At 45.0% G+C, this 17,686-nt stretch carries 19 protein-coding genes; 11 read left to right on the forward strand and 8 right to left on the reverse strand.

Annotated elements, in window-relative coordinates:
• Window positions 1–16 precede the first annotated feature (16 nt).
• Complete coding sequence (locus tag PL85_RS05420; RefSeq protein ID WP_013856329.1) at window positions 17–280, forward strand: YfcL family protein; 264 nt, start codon at window positions 17–19, stop codon at window positions 278–280.
• A gap of 117 nt (window positions 281–397) precedes the next feature.
• Window positions 398–922 (forward strand): NADPH-dependent FMN reductase, encoded by a 525-nt coding sequence (locus PL85_RS05425; protein ID WP_026027294.1) that lies wholly within the window; start codon window positions 398–400, stop codon window positions 920–922.
• A 114-nt stretch (window positions 923–1,036) separates the two neighbouring features.
• On the opposite strand, the gene mnmC is transcribed toward PL85_RS05425, so the two are convergent.
• A complete protein-coding gene (gene mnmC / locus PL85_RS05430; RefSeq protein ID WP_115339194.1) occupies window positions 1,037–3,064 on the reverse strand; it encodes a bifunctional tRNA (5-methylaminomethyl-2-thiouridine)(34)-methyltransferase MnmC2/FAD-dependent 5-carboxymethylaminomethyl-2-thiouridine(34) oxidoreductase MnmC1 in 2,028 nt (675 codons plus the stop codon).
• 127 nt (window positions 3,065–3,191) lie between these two features.
• On the opposite strand from mnmC, the gene fabB reads away from it, so the two are divergent.
• From fabB to PL85_RS05445, 3 genes are all read left to right on the forward strand, one after another.
• Window positions 3,192–4,403, forward strand: coding sequence for a beta-ketoacyl-ACP synthase I (gene fabB, locus PL85_RS05435; RefSeq protein ID WP_115339193.1), 1,212 nt, complete (start codon window positions 3,192–3,194; stop codon window positions 4,401–4,403).
• Window positions 4,404–4,629: 226 nt separating this feature from the next.
• Window positions 4,630–5,775: a 4-phosphoerythronate dehydrogenase gene (locus PL85_RS05440; protein WP_115339192.1), complete on the forward strand. Its 1,146-nt coding sequence runs from the start codon at window positions 4,630–4,632 to the stop codon at window positions 5,773–5,775.
• A complete protein-coding gene (locus PL85_RS05445; RefSeq protein WP_115339191.1) occupies window positions 5,759–6,772 on the forward strand; it encodes an aspartate-semialdehyde dehydrogenase in 1,014 nt (337 codons plus the stop codon). The genes PL85_RS05440 and PL85_RS05445 overlap by 17 nt, the downstream gene beginning before the upstream one ends.
• A gap of 115 nt (window positions 6,773–6,887) precedes the next feature.
• On the opposite strand, the gene fcrX is transcribed toward PL85_RS05445, so the two are convergent.
• Window positions 6,888–7,337: a ferric iron uptake transcriptional regulator FcrX gene (fcrX, locus tag PL85_RS05450; protein WP_010318689.1), complete on the reverse strand. Its 450-nt coding sequence runs from the start codon at window positions 7,335–7,337 to the stop codon at window positions 6,888–6,890.
• Between the two features lie 214 nt (window positions 7,338–7,551).
• Between fcrX and PL85_RS05455 the strand changes: the two genes are divergently transcribed.
• A complete protein-coding gene (locus PL85_RS05455) occupies window positions 7,552–8,070 on the forward strand; it encodes a DUF4442 domain-containing protein (protein WP_115339190.1) in 519 nt (172 codons plus the stop codon).
• On the opposite strand, the gene PL85_RS05460 is transcribed toward PL85_RS05455, so the two are convergent.
• Window positions 8,067–8,951 carry a LysR family transcriptional regulator gene (locus PL85_RS05460; protein ID WP_026028359.1) on the reverse strand — a complete coding sequence of 295 codons (885 nt, stop codon included), beginning with the start codon at window positions 8,949–8,951 and terminating at the stop codon, window positions 8,067–8,069. The genes PL85_RS05455 and PL85_RS05460 overlap by 4 nt on opposite strands.
• Window positions 8,952–9,068: 117 nt before the next feature.
• On the opposite strand from PL85_RS05460, the gene PL85_RS05465 reads away from it, so the two are divergent.
• A complete protein-coding gene (locus PL85_RS05465; RefSeq protein ID WP_115339189.1) occupies window positions 9,069–9,515 on the forward strand; it encodes a CidA/LrgA family protein in 447 nt (148 codons plus the stop codon).
• The gene (locus PL85_RS05470) at window positions 9,512–10,213 is read left to right on the forward strand and encodes an LrgB family protein (RefSeq protein ID WP_013856339.1); all 702 of its coding nucleotides are present in this window, start codon (window positions 9,512–9,514) and stop codon (window positions 10,211–10,213) included. Before PL85_RS05465 ends, PL85_RS05470 begins: the two co-directional genes overlap by 4 nt.
• Before the next feature lie 70 nt (window positions 10,214–10,283).
• On the opposite strand, the gene fldA is transcribed toward PL85_RS05470, so the two are convergent.
• From fldA to PL85_RS05485, 3 genes are all read right to left on the reverse strand, one after another.
• Window positions 10,284–10,817: a flavodoxin FldA gene (gene fldA, locus PL85_RS05475; RefSeq protein WP_013856340.1), complete on the reverse strand. Its 534-nt coding sequence runs from the start codon at window positions 10,815–10,817 to the stop codon at window positions 10,284–10,286.
• A gap of 48 nt (window positions 10,818–10,865) precedes the next feature.
• Complete coding sequence (locus PL85_RS05480; RefSeq protein WP_010318683.1) at window positions 10,866–11,087, reverse strand: DUF2788 domain-containing protein; 222 nt, start codon at window positions 11,085–11,087, stop codon at window positions 10,866–10,868.
• A 108-nt stretch (window positions 11,088–11,195) separates the two neighbouring features.
• Complete coding sequence (locus PL85_RS05485; protein ID WP_017045728.1) at window positions 11,196–11,966, reverse strand: alpha/beta fold hydrolase; 771 nt, start codon at window positions 11,964–11,966, stop codon at window positions 11,196–11,198.
• Between the two features lie 92 nt (window positions 11,967–12,058).
• Between PL85_RS05485 and seqA the strand changes: the two genes are divergently transcribed.
• Together seqA and pgm are read left to right on the forward strand one after the other, a co-directional pair.
• On the forward strand, window positions 12,059–12,604 hold the full coding sequence (gene seqA, locus PL85_RS05490) for a replication initiation negative regulator SeqA (protein WP_010318681.1): 546 nt from the start codon (window positions 12,059–12,061) through the stop codon (window positions 12,602–12,604).
• A 110-nt stretch (window positions 12,605–12,714) separates the two neighbouring features.
• A complete protein-coding gene (gene pgm, locus PL85_RS05495) occupies window positions 12,715–14,361 on the forward strand; it encodes a phosphoglucomutase (alpha-D-glucose-1,6-bisphosphate-dependent) (protein ID WP_115339188.1) in 1,647 nt (548 codons plus the stop codon).
• 68 nt (window positions 14,362–14,429) lie between these two features.
• Here pgm and PL85_RS05500 read toward each other — a convergent pair whose 3' ends face one another.
• Entirely contained in the window at window positions 14,430–15,188 is a 759-nt protein-coding gene (locus tag PL85_RS05500; protein WP_017048880.1) for a DUF1853 family protein, read from the reverse strand.
• A gap of 86 nt (window positions 15,189–15,274) precedes the next feature.
• Here PL85_RS05500 and PL85_RS05505 point away from each other — a divergent pair, with 86 nt between their 5' ends.
• Window positions 15,275–16,030, forward strand: a complete 756-nt coding sequence (locus PL85_RS05505) for a Nif3-like dinuclear metal center hexameric protein (protein ID WP_115339187.1) — start codon at window positions 15,275–15,277, stop codon at window positions 16,028–16,030.
• Between the two features lie 85 nt (window positions 16,031–16,115).
• Here the strand turns inward: PL85_RS05505 and PL85_RS05510 are convergent, their stop codons facing one another.
• Complete coding sequence (locus PL85_RS05510) at window positions 16,116–17,405, reverse strand: citrate synthase (RefSeq protein WP_115339186.1); 1,290 nt, start codon at window positions 17,403–17,405, stop codon at window positions 16,116–16,118.
• Window positions 17,406–17,686 lie beyond the last annotated feature (281 nt).

Below are 17,686 nucleotides of genomic sequence, written 5' to 3' on the forward strand. Positions count from 1 at the left end.
AGAAAATGAGAGTTGTATGATTATTGGATTTGAAGAAAAACTGCTGGAAATGATTGATGCACGTATTGCGACGGCATCGGACGATGAATTGTTTGCGGGTGGTTATTTGCGAGGTCATATTTCTTTGTCTGCAGCCGCGTGTGAAGATGAAGGAATTGACGATCTATCTCTGTTTAAAGCACGAATTGAGCAAAGCCTAGAGCAAGCGCGCACAGAGCTTACGCCTGCCGACCGCGTGATTGTGTTCGATTTATGGACCGAGCTTCACAACCAAGCTTAAGATGAGCACACTTAACTCATTCGAATTCTTTGAATGAGTCCGTAAAATTTTTATGGTTGTTGTTAATTTGTGCGATCGCTATGCTTAAGCCATATTCGAACACACAAGGGCAACACCATGAAAGTCATCGCATTTGGAGCATCAAACAGCTCAACTTCAATCAATAAAGCATTGGCCACTTACACCGCTCACCTCATCGAAGGTGCAGACGTGGTGGTGCTTGATATTAACAACTATACCGTTCCTATGTTTAGCGAAGATCTTGAAAAAGAGCTTGGTCAAGCCGAAGGCGCTCAAGCTTTTCTGCGTGATCTTGCTCAAGCGGATGCGTTTGTTATCTCTTTTGCTGAGCATAATGGTCACTACCCAGCGGCGTACAAAAATTTATTTGACTGGGCAACACGCATTGACCGTGAACTATTCAAAGGTAAACCTGCTGTTTACCTAGCCAGCTCTCCTGGTCCTGGTGGCGCGCAATCGGTTTTGGCGGCGGCAAATAATTCTGCTCCTTATTTTGGTGGTAATGTAAAAGCGTCTGTCTCGGTACCGAGTTTTTATGACAATTTTGACTTGGCCACGGGTCAAGTGACTAACCCAGAAGTGGCTGCACAATTGAAAGACGCGGTTGCGAAGCTCGTATAGTTTTCTTGTCTCGTTTTAAATTCGTCTCACGTTAAGTTTCACGCCTTTTCGCGTGAAAAAGTGAGCATTAAAAAAGCCTTGCTGGATAAGCAAGGCTTTTTTCTATGATGGGTTTTATCGAGGAGTACGTTCGGTGATGGCTTTGCCTTTTTTGAGTTTTCTCACCCACATTCGACTTGGATGAAGCGTTTCGAGTACATCAACAGCAAGTGGTAGCGGATCGCCACTCATTTGTGAAGCCAGCAACTCAGCCATTAATGGCGCAGAACTTAGCCCTCGCGATCCTAGCCCGAGCATGCAGTACAAATGAGGATAGTGAGCCACAGATGGAGTCTGTTGCGGATCTTGGGACGTTAACGGCTGGTAGTCGAGCTTGATCTGTTCAAAGTTGCCCACATTCCCGACAAACGGCAAATGATCGCGGCTGACACAGCGAACGCCTTGGCGAGATTGATTGCTAGATGTATCGACTTGCTGTGTCCAGTTTTGGTCGTTAATACAACGGGTTAAGCGTTGTCCATTCTCTTGCTGCGCCGCCGCATCGAATGCTTGGTTGATTTGACTTCGGTCATAACTTGCGCCAATGCAGTGCTGTTGAGTGTTGGGGTTGTGCGGCGTCATATAGCCGTCATAACACAACACGCTGCTCAGCTTTTGCAATGTTTCTGTGGTTGGAATATGGCTCACTTGTCCTTTCACTTTGCCAAGTGGCAACGCTTGTGTTTGCTCGAAATGGTCAAATTGATGACCGTTTGCAATGACCACACACTGATGGTGCTTTTCGTTACCATTAACACATAATGTCCATTGCCGCTGTATTTCATCCCAGCGCAAAGACTCCACCTTGTGATTGAAATAGACGTTGAATCGCTCACTTTGGCTTAATTGGTCAAACAGGCCTTGTGTCAGTTGAGCAGGGCAAAGCCATCCTCCTAGTGGGTAATGTAAGCTGTCCATGTCAGTCGGTAAGCCGACGTTTTGTAACGTTGCTTGTTGATCGCAGTAGTGCATTAGCTGAGGGTTAAATTTCCCTTCAAGCATCGCCATCTGTTTTTGGGTCGATTTTTCATCCCACATCAATTGGGTCACACCACACCAATCATGATCAAAAGGGACGGTTTGCGCCATTTGTTCAACAAATTGCCGAGCAAACAGAAAAGCGGGCGCAAAAACACGCGATACACCACTGTGGTTTTTATTCAGCAGTGGGTAAACCGCACCTTGTCGGTTACCTGAAGCACCTTGAGCGGCCTGAGGATCGGCGCAATACAGGCTGACATTGATACCGCGGCGATTGAGCATTTTAGCTAATGTGGCACTAGCAATGCCGCCGCCGATGATCGCCACGTCGGTAATATTGGTTGTCGGCGCAATCGCAAACCAAGGTTTTATATTGCTGTACGGCGTTTTGTGTTCCAGTTGACCAGCAATCATCTCTCTTTTGGTGCCAAAGCCTTTCACTTTTTTCATCGAAAAGCCTGCTTCTATCAATCCGCGTCGTACAAAACCTGCGGCGGTAAAAGTGGCGCACGTGGCTTTGTGTTTCGCCAGTTTGGCCATATTCTCAAACAGCGTTTGATTCCACATTTCAGGGTTTTTACTGGGAGCAAAACCATCCAAAAACCATGCGTCTACCACGCCTTGCTCGGTTGTGGGAACTTGCGGCATACACTCTTTGATATCACCGAACCAAAGATCAAGGGTAATGGCGCCATCATCAAGAACAATGCGATGACATTCTGGTACTGCAATCGGGTAGTGTTGTTGAAGCTTTTTCGCATAAGTCGCTAATTCAGGCCACGCTTGGTGCGCTGTTATCAAGTCGTGTTTATTGAGCGGATATTTTTCAAAACTGATAAAATGCAGCGCTTGCAATGGCGCATTTGGGTTTTGTTGCCTAAACGCATCAAATTCTTGCCATACAGCGAGAAAATTTAACCCAGTGCCAAACCCCGTTTCGGCAATGACGAATCGTTTTTGGTCATATTGGTGCCATCTTTGTGGTATATGATTTTGGGAAAGAAACACGTAACGCGTCTCTTCTAGGCCGTTAACGTTGGAAAAGTAAACGTCATCGAATTGGTCGGAAACGGGTGTGCCCGCTTCATTCCAACCCAGTGTTGCGTTGGTTATGCTGGTCATAATGGTGTAATTCTGTGAAATCGGGCGATATATAGCTCGAGATTGTACGAATTTCTGGGAAAGCTGACCACTTTTGTTATTCTTCTTAGTTATTATCTAAGCGAATTTTGAATTATAGGAATGTCACATGAAACGAGTCGTAATCACCGGTATGGGTATTGTTTCAAGTATCGGTAACAACGTCGAAGAAGTTTTAGCGTCTCTAAAAGCAGGCAAATCAGGTATTACCGCTTCTGAGCAGTTCAAAGAGAACGGTTTACGCTCTCAAGTGTGGGGTAGCCTGAAAATGAACCCTGCTGACCATATTGATCGCAAACAGATGCGTTTTATGGGTGATGCGGCCGCGTTTGCATACCTATCAATGGAACAAGCGATTGCCGATTCAGGTTTAGCACCAGAGCAGGTCTCTAATGACCGCACTGGTATTGTGGCTGGTTCTGGCGGTGCGTCGTCGTATAACCAAGTTATTGCTGTCGACACATTGCGCACAAAAGGCGTGAAGCGCGTTGGTCCTTACATGGTTCCACGTACTATGTCTTCGACTGTTTCAGCCTGTCTTGCTACGCCATTTAAAATCCGTGGCGTCAACTACACCATGAGCTCCGCTTGTGCGACGTCGGCTCACTGTATTGGTCACGCAATGGAACTTATCCAATTGGGTAAGCAAGATGTTGTGTTTGCAGGTGGTGGTGAAGAGCTCGATTGGTCTTTAACTATGATGTTTGATGCAATGGGTGCGTTGTCAACTAAGTACAACGAAACACCAGAAAAAGCGTCACGTACTTACGATGCTGACCGCGATGGTTTCGTGATTTCAGGCGGCGGCGGCATGGTTGTGGTTGAAGAGCTTGAGCATGCACTGGCTCGCTGCGCAAAAATTTACGGTGAAATCGTCGGTTACGGTGCGACATCCGATGGCTACGACATGGTGGCTCCATCAGGTGAAGGTGCTGTGCGTTGTATGAAGATGGCAATGCAAGCGGTAGATAGTGTGGATTATGTCAATACACATGGTACTTCCACACCTGTCGGTGATGTAAAAGAGTTGGGTGCCATTCAAGAAGTGTTCGCTGGCAACAGCCCAGCTATCTCGGCAACAAAAGCAATGACTGGCCACGCATTGGGTGCGGCAGGTGTGCATGAAGCCATCTACTCTACCTTGATGCTTCACCACGGCTTTATCGCGCCAAGCATCAACATTGACAATTTAGATCCAGCGGCTGATGGCCTTGATATTGTGACCGAAATGCGCGAGCAAGAGCTAACCACTGTGATGTCTAACAGCTTTGGTTTTGGCGGTACCAACGCGACGCTAGTGATCAAAAAGTATCAAGGCTAATAAGCCTACACACCTCTTATAAAAAGGTTTCCAGAGCGGGTCAGCTTAGCTGATCGAACAGACGCAGACTCTGTCCCATGGAGAGCGGGACGGGATCCTTTTGTTCTGGGTTTTTGCCCGGTTTCCGTGAGGAGCCGGGCATTTTTATGGAAAGCGGGATTTCTTCTCGACAGTCTGTGCGCTTTTCTGCACAATTCCTTCAATTTCGAAAATTGTGAACTCCGCTATGAAAATCCTTATTGATGAAAACATGCCTTATGCTGAATCGTTATTTAGCCAGCTTGGTGAGGTGGTGTTGAAACCCGGTAGAAGCTTAACGGCTGATGATCTTATCGACGTTGACGCCTTGATGATTCGTTCTGTTACGAAAGTAAATCAAGCACTATTAGCGAAAGCCAATAAATTAAAGTTTGTTGGTACGGCGACGGCAGGTATGGACCACGTTGATCAAGCGCTTTTGGCTGAAAGAGGCATCTTTTTTACTGCCGCACCGGGGTGTAATAAGGTGGGAGTGGCTGAGTATGTTTTCAGTGTATTGATGGTGTTAGCACAGCAGCATGGTTTTTCTGCCTTAGAGAAAACCGTTGGCATTATTGGTGCTGGTCAAGTCGGCAGCTATTTAGCCGAGTGTTTAGCGGGGATTGGCATCAATGTACTGCTCAACGATCCCCCAAAACAAGCACAGGGTGATTGCCGCGAGTTTACTCATCTTGATGTTTTACTTGATAAAGCGGATGTCATTACGCTGCATACACCCATTACTAAAAGTGGTGAATGGCCAACTCATCACTTGATTGATGAAGTTCGACTTGCCCAGTTGCGCAGTGATCAGATCTTGATCAACGCGGCTCGTGGCCCTGTGGTGGATAACCAAGCGCTGAAACAACGCCTACAGAAGAATGATGGTTTTATTGCCGCTTTAGACGTGTTTGAATTTGAACCTGAAGTGGATATGGAACTGCTGCCTTTGCTCGCGTTTGCGACGCCGCATGTGGCTGGCTATGGGTTAGAAGGTAAAGCCCGAGGCACGACCATGATTTTCAATAGTTTTTGTGAGTATCTTGGTGATGACCATTGCGCGAATGCCAGTAGTTTATTACCCGAGACCCCCATTGCCAAAGTGTATTTATCACGCGGTTGGGATGAAGAAACATTACGCAGTTTAACCCAATTGATTTATGACGTACGCAAAGATGACGCCTTGTTTCGCCGTGAAATTGGCAAACCAGGTGCTTTTGATCAAATGCGTAAACTTTATTGGGATAGAAGAGAATATAGCGCGATGACTGTCGTCGGTAGTGAGTCGTGTGATCTCACTCCCTTAGCTAAATTAGGTTTTAAAACAGAGGTAACAAATGAGCCAAGAATTTAATATCGCTATTTTAGGAGCAACCGGCGCGGTTGGTGAAACCATGCTTGAAGTGCTCAAAGATCGCAAATTCCCCGTTGGTGAACTTTACCTACTTGCCAGTGAGCGTAGTGAAGGTAAATTCTACCGCTTCAATGGTAAGACCATACAAGTACAAAATGTTGAAGATTTCGATTGGTCACAAGTTCAGATTGCACTGTTTTCCGCTGGTGGTGAATTGTCCGCAAAATGGGCACCTATTGCCACAGAAGAAGGCGTGGTAGTCATCGATAACACCTCACATTTCCGCTATGAGTACGATATCCCACTTGTTGTGCCTGAAGTGAACCCTGAAGCGATTGCGGATTTCCGTAACCGCAATATTATTGCGAACCCAAACTGCTCAACCATCCAAATGTTGGTGGCGTTAAAGCCGATTCACGACGCTGTGGGTATCGAGCGAATTAACGTATCAACTTATCAGTCCGTTTCAGGAGCTGGGAAGTCAGGCATTGATGAGTTGGCGGGACAAACCGCAAGGCTGTTAAACGGTGTTTCGGCCGATCCTGATGTGTTTAGCCAGCAAATTGCGTTTAACTGCATCCCACAAATCGACCAGTTTATGGATAATGGCTACACCAAGGAAGAGATGAAAATGGTGTGGGAAACGCAAAAAATATTCAATGACTCAACCATTATGGTCAACCCAACTTGTGTACGCGTGCCAGTTTTTTACGGCCATGCTGAGTCACTGCATATTGAAACACGCTTACCGATTGATGCTGAGCAAGTTATTGAGTTATTAGAGAAAACTGAAGGTATTGAAGTATTCAGCGGGAATGATTTCCCCACGCAAGTTCGCGATGCGGGAGGGAAGGATACGGTTCTTGTAGGGCGTATTCGCAACGATATCAGTCACCACAGTGGCATTAACATGTGGGTAGTGGCAGATAACGTGAGAAAAGGCGCTGCAACAAATACGGTACAAATTGCGGAAGTGTTGATTCGAGATTATTTCTAATTAATACCTAGTAAAAAGGAGTGGCTTACCACTCCTTTCTCTTTACACAAAAAAGCCGAGTGATTGATTCACCCGGCTTTTTTATTATCGTCCAGCTCAAGGCTGAGAATGATGGCTATCTTTTTGACTTGTGCGCGTTAGGGTTCTGCTTGCAACTGCCGTCGGCACATTTACCATATAGATAAAGGCTGTGATTGGTGAGCTGTACATTATATTGCTCAGCAATCTCTCTTTGGCGTTGTTCGATCACCTCATCTGAAAACTCAATCACTTCACCACAATCTAAGCACACTAAGTGGTCGTGGTGGTGTTGTGTTGAAAGTTCAAAAACGGATTTTCCACCTTCAAAATGGTGACGAGTGACAATACCCGCATCATCAAATTGGTTTAATACTCGATAAACAGTCGCAAGACCGATTTCTTCACCAAGATCAATCAATTTCTTATACAGTTCTTCAGCGCTGATATGTTGGCATTCAGGCTGCTGTAGCACTTCTAAAATTTTTAGCCTAGGAAGGGTAACTTTAAGACCTGCATCCTTGAGCGCTTGGTTATTATCTGACATACACTTTCCTGTTGATGATCTGCAGCAGTTAACAGAATTCATAATTGCGATCATTATAGGGGAGTCACTGCTAACAATAAACCACGAAGTTCAAAGGGTTACTTTATATTTGTCACAAAGCCGCGCAATATCACTGATATAACAGCTCTTACCAGTTACAATTGCGTAACATTTATTAGTGATTGAGTCGATAGGTTTAAAAGGTGAGCACGGAATGAATCACTCTTTAGCAAGATTTTATAAGCCAAATATTGTTAAGTGGGCGTTAAATAGCTGGCCTCCTTTTTGGGGCGCTGGTATCCACATTGATGAAATTAGTAACGACTTCCGTCAGGTGAAAATGCGCCTAAAGCTGCGGTGGTGGAACAAAAATGCCAATCGCACTCAGTATGGTGGCAGCATTTTCTCTCTCACGGACCCTGTTTACTCTTTGATGTTAATGGGGATTTTGGGTGAGCAATATTACGTATGGGACAAAGAGGCCAGCATCAACTTTATCAAACCGGGCCATTCTGATTTGTATGCGGAGTTTCTGATAACGCAAGACCAACTGGATTCAATCTTAGTGAGCACGGCCAATGGGGATAAATGCTTTCCGGAATTTGTTATCCATGTTAAGGATGCCAAAGGCGAAGTGGTCTCTGAAGTGCAACGTAAATTGTACGTGCGCAAAAAACCTAAATACAGAGAAGAGAGTGATGCAGACAAAATGGTTACTTTTTGTGACCGCTAAGGCTGTTCGTTCTGCATTTGGCACAGCTCAATCCAAGCTTCGGCGGTGCGAGAAACGTACCGTTCCGCGTGCCATATTAATCCTAAGTGCCAATCAATACTGGGTGTCATCGGTTTGACTAAGACGCCTTCTCCTTGAATTCGTCGACAAAGTGGTTCGGGTAGAAAGGCAACACCTACGCCACTTTTGACCAACGCGACTAAAAAATCCCACTGGCTACTGCGCGCTGCAACTTGTGGTGTAAATCCGTGTTGTAGGCAGAATGAGTGGATGTAGTCACTCAGCGTAAAATCATGGGTATAGAGGTAAAATGGCTCATTTTGTAGTTGCTCCCAACCGATGGCTTCTTGCTGCTTCCAAGGAGATGAATCGGGGAGTACGGCGCAAATGGGGTAACTGTCTAAGGAGAGTGACCGCAGATTGTCAATCGGATGAGGCGAAAGCATGGTGACGGCTACGTCAATTTCGCCATTGAGAATAGCTTGCTCTATTTTACGTCCGCCATACTCAACGATGGTGAGCTCTACATGAGGGTAGGTTTGACGGTATTGGCGGATCAGACCTGCGTAAAGGTGTCCAACCATTGGTGGAATACCGAGATGCAGTTGTCCCCGCTTTACCTGATTGAGATCGACCAATTCGGCTTCTAACTGAGACATCTGCGCTAAGATCTCTAGCGCTCTTTGATAGACAACCTCTCCTGCATCGGTAAGCCAGAAACGTCGACCTTCACGATGTAATAGTGGCTGTTCAATTTCCTGCTCTAGACTGCGGATCATCTTACTGATGGTGGGTTGGGTGACGAACAGTTGCTCGGATGCGCGGGTAAAGCTTTGTTGATTGACCAACTCAACAAAATAGCGCAGTGCTTTAATATCCATAATATCTCCTTTTTATCATTCCATTTTGGCATGAAAATGATAATAAAAAGTCATTTTACGATGGTTTTATGGCTTAATATAATGTGACTAATTTCACAAAACGGCATTAGTCTCATCATGCAAAGAATAAGAAACAGCCAAAGAGTAAAAAACAATCTGCAAACAGCGGTACAAGTTGCTGCGCTATCAATGATCTGGTTTTTGGCGGATTTTCTAGTCAGCACTTTTCATATTCCTTTACCAGCAAATTTAACTGGCATGCTATTGCTGTTAACTTTAGTGATTATGCGAGTTGTAAAAGTTGATTGGCTGCGCAAGGGAGCAACTTGGTTATTGGCGGAAATGCTGTTGTTCTTTGTACCAGCGGTCATTGCGGTCGTTAACTATCAAGAGTTAATGCAACAGCAAGGGTTACGAATTATGGCGGTACTTGTCATCAGTACCATCATGGTCATTGCTATTACTGCTTGGACCGTTGATAAAATGTATCGTTTAGAGCTGATACTAGCGCGTAGAAAAAGCAACCGGGCAATACGCCTAACTAAAGTGGAGCGTTCATCATGAGCTCACTACTTACCTCAACGCTGCTTGGTGTATTTTGCTTGCTGTTAACCTTGGCCTTTTACTATGGCAGCAAGTGCCTTTATCAACGTAAACGTTCTATTTTCTTAATGCCGCTGCTATTGGCCCCTATATTGTTAGTGGCTGTTGTGATGATCTTTCACATCCCTTACCAAACCTATATGGCAGAATCTCATTGGTTATTGTGGCTACTTGGTCCGGCGACAGTGGCTTTTGCTATTCCTGTCTATGACAACCGATTGTTGATCAAGCGCCACTGGCTCTCTCTATCCGTGGGAGTGATCGTATCGGTTGTGGTGGCTGTGGGGAGCACGGTTTTGTTGGCTCGTTGGTTTGAATTACCCGATATGCTTCAGCGCAGTTTAGCGATGCGCTCGATTACCACGCCTTTTGCTGTTGAGGCGACGAAGTCAATTGGTGGGCAAAGTGATCTGACTGCTCTGTTTGTGGTACTTACTGGGGTGATAGGCATGGCGGTAGGTGAAGTGGTGTTAGCGTTATTATCCATTCGCTCTGGGCTTGGTAAAGGAGCCAGTCTTGGCGCTTCCGCGCACGGTGCAGGAACGGCAAAAGCGTATCAAATTGGCAATGCTGAAGGGGTAGTGTCGAGTGTGGTGATGATGATTGCGGGCATGGTCACTGTGTTGCTTGCTCCATTTATCGGCCGTCTACTTTGGTAAAGAAAAGAGTGCTGTTGTATACGGGTCAATAAAAAATCCCCTCGCAAGGGGATTTTTTATGTTTAAGAGATTAGCCTTCAAGTTCAGCTAAACACATCTCTTCATAAATCTGCTTAACCCATGTGCTGACGCGCTGTTCAGTCAACTCTGGTTGACGATCTTCATCGATGCATAAACCAATAAAGTGGCTATTGTCACCTGCAACCAAGGCTTTAGAGGCTTCGAATTCATAACCTTCAGTTGGCCAGTGGCCAATAATCGTTGCACCTTTGCTTTCGATAATGTCACGCACTGTACCCATCGCGTCACAGAAGTATTCAGCGTAGTCTTCTTGATCGCCGCAACCGAAAATAGCAACTAATTTCGTCGAGAAGTCGATCGCTTCTAACTCTGGGAAAAAATCATCCCAATCACACTGCGCTTCACCGTAGTACCAAGTAGGGATACCCAGTAACAATAAGTCAAAATTATCAATGTCTTCTTTGCTGCTTTTCGCAATATCTTGAACGTGAACGAGCTGCTTACCCAGTTGCTTTTGAATCATTTTCGCAACGGCTTCAGTATTACCGGTATCGCTACCAAAGAAGAGGCCTACACTTGCCATAGAATCATTACCTTTAATTTGTCATTTTCTGGCGGATGAGCGTGTTCTTTACCCCAGTCCGGTGCCTTCCCAACTGAGTTGGATAAGTCCTTTAAGGATAAAGCCAGCACAACCTAAAAACAGAACTAGCCATACAATACGGCGCCCAAATGGCGGTACATTACCTTGCTTAAGGACATCTTTTATTGCCATACCGATAAGGAAAAATATAGACGCAAAAAGAAGATCGAGTCCAATCGACTCAAGCATGTTCATGTAGTCGTACAGCATGGGTATCCTTTATGCCAATTTGCTTGAGCGCACTATAACACTGTTATTCGTCAAAGTTAATGCGCGCATTGGTACCTATTTCACACTTGTTGTTTCACAGTAAAGCGGCTAGCTGCCAATGAACTTCCTGATCGCTCGTAAAACTTCAACGGGCTTTTCTGCGTGTAGCCAGTGCCCTGTGTTGGCGATGACGTGCGCTTTCGCTTGGCTAAACTGCTGCTGGATCATTTCTTGGTGTTCCGCTAGTAGATAGTCAGAGTTGCTGCCTTTAACCAATAAGGTTGGAACAGAGCTGCAAGGGATTGGTTCCCAGCCTAAAATATTCCAGTAATTTTTTTCAATGGCGGGAACATTAAAACGCCAGCTCATTACACCATCTTCTCGTTTAAATAACGATTTACTGAGAAATTGTCGTACGCCTTCTAGCTCAATATGTTGCGCTAAAATGGCCATGACCTCTGCTCGCGAGGTAGGCTGCTGCGCAATAACCGCGTTGAGCCCCGCCAGTACGTTATCATGTTTCCGATGCTGATAGCTGACGGGTGCCATATCTAAAACCACCAGTTTGGCGACTTTGGATGAGGCGATGTCAGCCAGCTTCATGGCAACTTTACCGCCCATTGAATGACCAATCAGAGTGACTGAATCACAAGCTAACTCTTCGAGTAAACTAGCAACATCGAATGCCATGCTCGCGTAATCATGTTCCTCACTGTGAAATGATTGACCGTGATTACGCAAGTCAATACTCAATACTTGGTGATCGGCTTTTAGGTCTCTTGCAAGTAAACCTAGGTTGTCTAAATTGCCGAATAAACCATGGATCAAAACAACGGTGTGACCTTCACCTTCGAGTTTGTAATTAAGAAGTGCTGACATTTTATCTTATTAGTGATTGGTTTAACGTAGAGTATCAGTGAAGATCTCGCTATAATCCCTCAGAGTTTAAACATTGAGATTGTGAAAAGCGAATGAAAACAATTGAGGTTGATGAGGATCTATACCGTTATATTGCCAGCCAAACCCAACATATTGGAGAAAGCGCGTCGGATATTTTACGCCGTTTGCTCAATGTTGACGGTAAAGTGTCTGCAGCAGCGGTCGTGACGCAAGTAAGTACCGAGCCCAAGGGCATTGTTGTGAGTAAAGATGCCGTACAAGAGATACAGATTGATAGCGTAAAAGAGATGCGTTCTTTGCTCATTTCTGATGAATTTGCGGCTTTGAAAAAAGCAATTGATCGTTTTATGTTGGTGCTTTCAACCTTATACCGTATCGATCCAGTAAGTTTTGCTGAAGCGACCTTAGTGAAAGGACGTAAGCGTGTGTATTTTGCTGATAACGAGCAAACCTTGCTTGCTAGTGGGCAGACAACCAAGCCAAGAGCGATTCCAAACACACCATTCTGGGTCATTACCAATAACAATACTAGCCGCAAACAACAGATGATCGAGCAGCTGATGGTATTGATGAATTTCCCGAGTGACATTATTGAGAAAGTGACGCACTCAATCTGATTTGTGCCCATTCATAGATAAAAATCTGATTCAAGCCTCATACTGCGGACCACTAAGTCCGTATCATGAGGCTTTTTATTTCGTTGTTATTTTAAGAAAGGATGTCAAAAATGGCTATGCACCCACGCGCCGGACAAAAAGCACGGCAGGAAGACTTACATAATATCCCTGCGCTCGTTGCAAACTACTTTTTACTTCAACCTGATGCGGCTAACCCAGACCATAAAGTACAATTTGGTACTTCGGGGCATCGTGGTTGCGCGGATAAATCGACATTTAACGAAAACCACATTCTTGCTATTGCTCAAGCGGTAGCAGAAGTGCGCGCTCAGCAAGGAACCACTGGGCCGATTTTTGTCGGAAAAGACACGCACGCACTCTCTGAGCCTGCTTTTTCTAGTGTACTTGAAGTACTGATCGCTAATGAAATTGAAGTGATCGTTCAACAGGATAATGGCTATACGCCAACGCCGGGTATTTCACACGCAATCTTGACTCATAACTTGAAGCACGCGCAAAAAGCTGATGGTATTGTGATCACACCTTCTCATAATCCACCACAAGATGGTGGTATTAAATACAATCCTACCCATGGCGGCCCTGCTGAAGGGGAAATCACCCAAGCGATAGAAAACCGTGCCAATGAGATCATTGCAGAAGGTATGCAAGGCGTGAAGCGTCTGCCTATTATGTCGGCAAAGCAATCGCCGCTGTTTAAACAAGTTGATCTTGTGAAACCTTATATTGATGACTTAGTGAATGTGATTGATATGGAGGCCATCCAAAAAGCCAATCTAAAACTGGGTGTTGATCCGCTCGGTGGCAGTGGTATTGACTACTGGCGTCAAATTGGCAAAGCGTATCAGCTTGATTTAACACTGGTGAGCGAAGCGGTGGATCCGACATTCCAATTTATGTCACTCGATAAAGATGGTGTAGTGCGTATGGACTGTTCTTCTCCTTATGCAATGGCGGGGTTATTAGCGTTAAAAGATCAGTATGATCTCGCGTTTGGTAATGACCCTGACTACGACCGCCACGGCATTGTCACTCCGAAAGGTTTGATGAACCCAAACCATTTCTTAGCCGTATGCATCGATTATCTGTATCGTCACCGCAAACAATGGCGTAAAGAAGTGGCTGTTGGTAAAACGTTAGTATCAAGTGCATTGATTGACCGTGTGGTCGCCGATCTTGGCCGTGAGCTGTGTGAAGTACCTGTCGGCTTTAAGTGGTTTGTTGATGGCTTATACAGTGGTCACTTCGGTTTTGGTGGTGAAGAGAGCGCAGGTGCGTCATTCCTGCGTAAAGACGGAACGCCTTGGTCAACGGATAAAGACGGTATTATCCTTTGCTTACTGGCGGCGGAAATCACCGCTGTCACAGGTAAAAATCCGCAGCAATATTATGAAGATCTGGCCGCGAAACATGGAGAGTCTAAATATAGTCGTATTCAAGCTGTCGCAAATGGCCCACAAAAAGCAGTGCTGAGCAAATTATCACCAGAGATGGTCTCCGCGAAAACATTAGCGGGAGATGAGATCACAGCCCGCTTGACGCATGCTCCCGGCAATGGCGCAGCCATCGGTGGATTAAAAGTGACCACTGATTATGGCTGGTTTGCTGCTCGTCCATCAGGCACAGAAGATATTTATAAGATCTATTGTGAAAGTTTTAAGGGCGATGAGCACCTCAAGCAAATCGAAGCGGAAGCGCAACAGATTGTTAATCAAGTCTTTGCCGACGCTGGTTTGTAAGCAAACTTATCAATTAAAATAGGCGGCCAGAGGCCGCCTATTTTATATTTAGTCGTCTACTATCTTGGTTAAAGCTGAGGCCAACTGTCGGGAACGATGAACCAGAACTTTCCGCTGTCACTTTGGCAATGCACAAAACCATGCTCTTCATTTGCTGTGTAACGTGTGCAGTTTTTACCTTTCCCGCTAATCCATTGAGGCTTTTCCAGTAAGAATAACGCTTCATCTATTTGATGTGACTGGCTTTGATAACACCAAAAACCAGCAATTTGTGACGGGTTGAGTTTATAACCTAGGCATTCACTAGGAACAGGCTCATCGTGAAAAGGGTTTACATATAAGCGCCCTTGCATCAGTAAATGACGGCTAACGTCACGCCAAAGTGGGTAAGCCGCACTAAATTGGGCTGATTGGGAAAGGGTCAATTGGTGGTTCAGCATATGTTCAAGTTTGAGATCTAATCGATCTTGAGCATTGGGACCATACCACAGCCCTTGATGTAGTAGGTAAAACTTCACTGCGACTTCCCAATGCTCATAACGCTGACTGCGTTTATTTTTGATGACAAAATCTAGCGAACCTAGTGTACTTCCTGCCTCGTTCAGTTGAATTTCTTCAGAAACGGCGGAATAAGTGGGGTTTAGCGTAAACAATAAAGAACATAAATGCTGGTAGAGAAAGCCTAACCTAGGGTTCCCTCTGTATTCTTCTTTCAATATCGGAACATTGGGTAAAAAAGGAGTACGCGCCGCGACTACACCCTCTCCTTGGAAAAGAGTAGGGGTTGTCGACACCCAGTGTGCCAGTGTGTTGAGGTCCATTGTCATTAATTGTTCTCGTCCTTATTTTTCGACATTCTAGCTTGAAATTGTTATAACCACGCTAATGATAAAACTCAATTTTGGAATGAAAGATGGATAATTTAAAACTTGAAGCTCTGCTCAATCAAAAGCTTAATCCTCAATTGATTAAAGACTATTGCCCTAATGGATTGCAAGTTGAAGGTCGCACTGAAATCAAAAAGATTGTAACGGGTGTGACGGCCTCGCAAGCGCTGATTGAACAAGCAATTGAACGAAATGCTGACGCTTTATTAGTGCATCATGGTTATTTTTGGAAAAGTGAGCCTGAGTCCATCCGTGGAATGAAAGGGCACCGGATCCGAGCTTTGATACGAAATGATATAAATTTATACGCGTATCATTTGCCGTTAGACATCCATCCAGAATTAGGTAATAACAAATTGCTAGCTGATTTATTGGGGATTCATGTTGATGGCGGATTAGAAGGGCACCCGCAGTCGGTCGCCATGTTCGGCCATTTTGAACAAGCGTTGACAGCCGATGAGCTCAGTCAACGAATCGAGCAAGCTTTACAACGACGGCCACTGCACGTAGTTCCGAGCTCAAACAGAATCATCAAAACGGTGGGTTGGTGTACTGGTGGTGGACAAGATTTCGTCGATCTAGCGGCGCAGCACGGATTAGATGCGTTCATCTCTGGTGAAATATCAGAGCGGACTACCTACTCAGCAAGAGAGCAAAATATTCATTATTTTTCTGCAGGGCACCATGCCACAGAGCGTTATGGTGTGAAGGCACTGGGAGAATGGTTAGCGAGCGAATATGGCTTTGAGGTTGAGTTTATCGATATCAATAACCCTGTGTAGCGGGTTTGTTTCTGATCAATGTATCAAATGAAAAAAGAGCGAGTGGGAACTCGCTCTTTTCTATTAGGTACTATGACTGGGTTTGCTATTCGCGTTCGTGTAACGGTTTAAAGTTACGCATTTTTTGACCAGTGTAAAGTTGGCGAGGACGGCCAATTTTATTATCTGGATCACTGTGCATTTCATTCCAGTGGGCAATCCAACCGATAGTGCGAGACATTGCGAAGATAACGGTAAACATAGAGATTGGAATACCGATAGCCTTCAGAATAATACCTGAGTAGAAATCCACGTTAGGGTAGAGTTTTTTCTCAACAAAGTATTCGTCAGAAAGCGCGATGCGCTCAAGTTCCATCGCCACATCCAATAGTGGGTCCTGAATATTGAGCTCTTTGAGTACATCATGGCAAGCTTCACGCATTACCGTTGCTCGCGGATCGTAGTTTTTATAAACACGGTGACCAAAACCCATTAAACGGAATGGATCATCCTTATCTTTTGCTCTGACCACATACTCAGGAATGTTATCAACGTTGCCTATCTCTTCTAGCATACGCAGACAGGCTTCGTTAGCACCCCCATGAGCAGGCCCCCACAACGAGGCAATGCCAGCCGCAATACAGGCAAACGGGTTAGCACCAGAAGAACCGGCAAGGCGAACCGTTGAGGTTGACGCGTTTTGTTCATGATCGGCATGCAGTGTGAAAATTTTATCCATCGCGCGTGCAACCACAGGATTCACTTCATACTCTTCACACGGCGTTGCAAACATCATGTGTAGGAAGTTCTCGGCATAGCTTAAGTCATTACGCGGGTAGATAAATGGTTGGCCGACAGAATACTTGTAGCACATCGCCGCCAATGTTGGCATTTTTGAGAGTAGGCGGTAAGCCGCTATTTCTCGGTGTATATCATTATTAATATCAAGTGAATCATGGTAGAACGCAGCAAGCGCTCCAACCACACCACACATTACAGCCATTGGGTGAGCGTCACGGCGGAAACCGTGGAAGAAACTTGCAATTTGCTCGTGGACCATAGTGTGACGCGTCACCGTATGTTTAAACTCTTCATATTGCTTACGATTAGGGGCTTCACCGTAAAGAAGAATATAACAAACTTCCAAGTAATCAGCGTTATTGGCTAATTGATCAATAGGGAAGCCGCGGTGCAGTAACACCCCTTTTTCGCCATCGATATAAGTAATTTGAGATTCACAAGATGCAGTGGCAAGAAAACCAGGGTCAAAAGTGAAATATCCGTTGGCTCCTAGCTTACGAACGTCGATTACTTGTGGGCCTACAGTCCCATCCATAATCGGCAGTTCGATTGGCGCTTTCCCTTCGATATGAAGGGTCGCTTTCTTATCTGCCATAACAATCTCCTTTGTTTATTATTTAATCCGTCCAGGATGTTTGTGTGACATTTTTTTACGTGTGTTCTTAATTAAAGTCAATTTTTCTCGTCTGATGTGTGCACTTGTTTTGATTTTTTATACATATAAAGTTAAAAATCTGTTCTGTGTAGCAAAAATTGTTACATCAATTGTATTAGAATGTTGCGAGCCGTATAGTGGCACTGAAAATTTTGGTGAACACCTTATAAATAAAAGGCTAGAAACTGTATTTCAGTATTGCATTCTGTCTTTTTTGTTAA

Source organism: Vibrio anguillarum (genome assembly GCF_001989995.2).
Lineage (GTDB): Bacteria > Pseudomonadota > Gammaproteobacteria > Enterobacterales > Vibrionaceae > Vibrio > Vibrio anguillarum.

Bases quoted from the DNA above. Each gene is read 5' to 3' on its own strand.
- PL85_RS05445 (WP_115339191.1), top strand. From the start codon at position 5,759: ATGAGCCAAGAATTTAATATCGCTATTTTAGGAGCAACCGGCGCGGTT.
- PL85_RS05470 (WP_013856339.1), top strand. From the start codon at position 9,512: ATGAGCTCACTACTTACCTCAACGCTGCTTGGTGTATTTTGCTTGCTG.
- seqA (WP_010318681.1), top strand. From the start codon at position 12,059: ATGAAAACAATTGAGGTTGATGAGGATCTATACCGTTATATTGCCAGC.
- PL85_RS05505 (WP_115339187.1), top strand. From the start codon at position 15,275: ATGGATAATTTAAAACTTGAAGCTCTGCTCAATCAAAAGCTTAATCCT.
- PL85_RS05510 (WP_115339186.1), bottom strand. From the start codon at position 17,405: ATGGCAGATAAGAAAGCGACCCTTCATATCGAAGGGAAAGCGCCAATC.
- PL85_RS05455 (WP_115339190.1), top strand. From the start codon at position 7,552: ATGAATCACTCTTTAGCAAGATTTTATAAGCCAAATATTGTTAAGTGG.
- mnmC (WP_115339194.1), bottom strand. From the start codon at position 3,064: ATGACCAGCATAACCAACGCAACACTGGGTTGGAATGAAGCGGGCACA.
- pgm (WP_115339188.1), top strand. From the start codon at position 12,715: ATGGCTATGCACCCACGCGCCGGACAAAAAGCACGGCAGGAAGACTTA.
- fabB (WP_115339193.1), top strand. From the start codon at position 3,192: ATGAAACGAGTCGTAATCACCGGTATGGGTATTGTTTCAAGTATCGGT.
- PL85_RS05420 (WP_013856329.1), top strand. From the start codon at position 17: ATGATTATTGGATTTGAAGAAAAACTGCTGGAAATGATTGATGCACGT.
- fcrX (WP_010318689.1), bottom strand. From the start codon at position 7,337: ATGTCAGATAATAACCAAGCGCTCAAGGATGCAGGTCTTAAAGTTACC.
- fldA (WP_013856340.1), bottom strand. From the start codon at position 10,817: ATGGCAAGTGTAGGCCTCTTCTTTGGTAGCGATACCGGTAATACTGAA.
- PL85_RS05485 (WP_017045728.1), bottom strand. From the start codon at position 11,966: ATGTCAGCACTTCTTAATTACAAACTCGAAGGTGAAGGTCACACCGTT.
- PL85_RS05425 (WP_026027294.1), top strand. From the start codon at position 398: ATGAAAGTCATCGCATTTGGAGCATCAAACAGCTCAACTTCAATCAAT.
- PL85_RS05460 (WP_026028359.1), bottom strand. From the start codon at position 8,951: ATGGATATTAAAGCACTGCGCTATTTTGTTGAGTTGGTCAATCAACAA.
- PL85_RS05465 (WP_115339189.1), top strand. From the start codon at position 9,069: ATGCAAAGAATAAGAAACAGCCAAAGAGTAAAAAACAATCTGCAAACA.
- PL85_RS05480 (WP_010318683.1), bottom strand. From the start codon at position 11,087: ATGCTGTACGACTACATGAACATGCTTGAGTCGATTGGACTCGATCTT.
- PL85_RS05500 (WP_017048880.1), bottom strand. From the start codon at position 15,188: ATGACAATGGACCTCAACACACTGGCACACTGGGTGTCGACAACCCCT.
- PL85_RS05440 (WP_115339192.1), top strand. From the start codon at position 4,630: ATGAAAATCCTTATTGATGAAAACATGCCTTATGCTGAATCGTTATTT.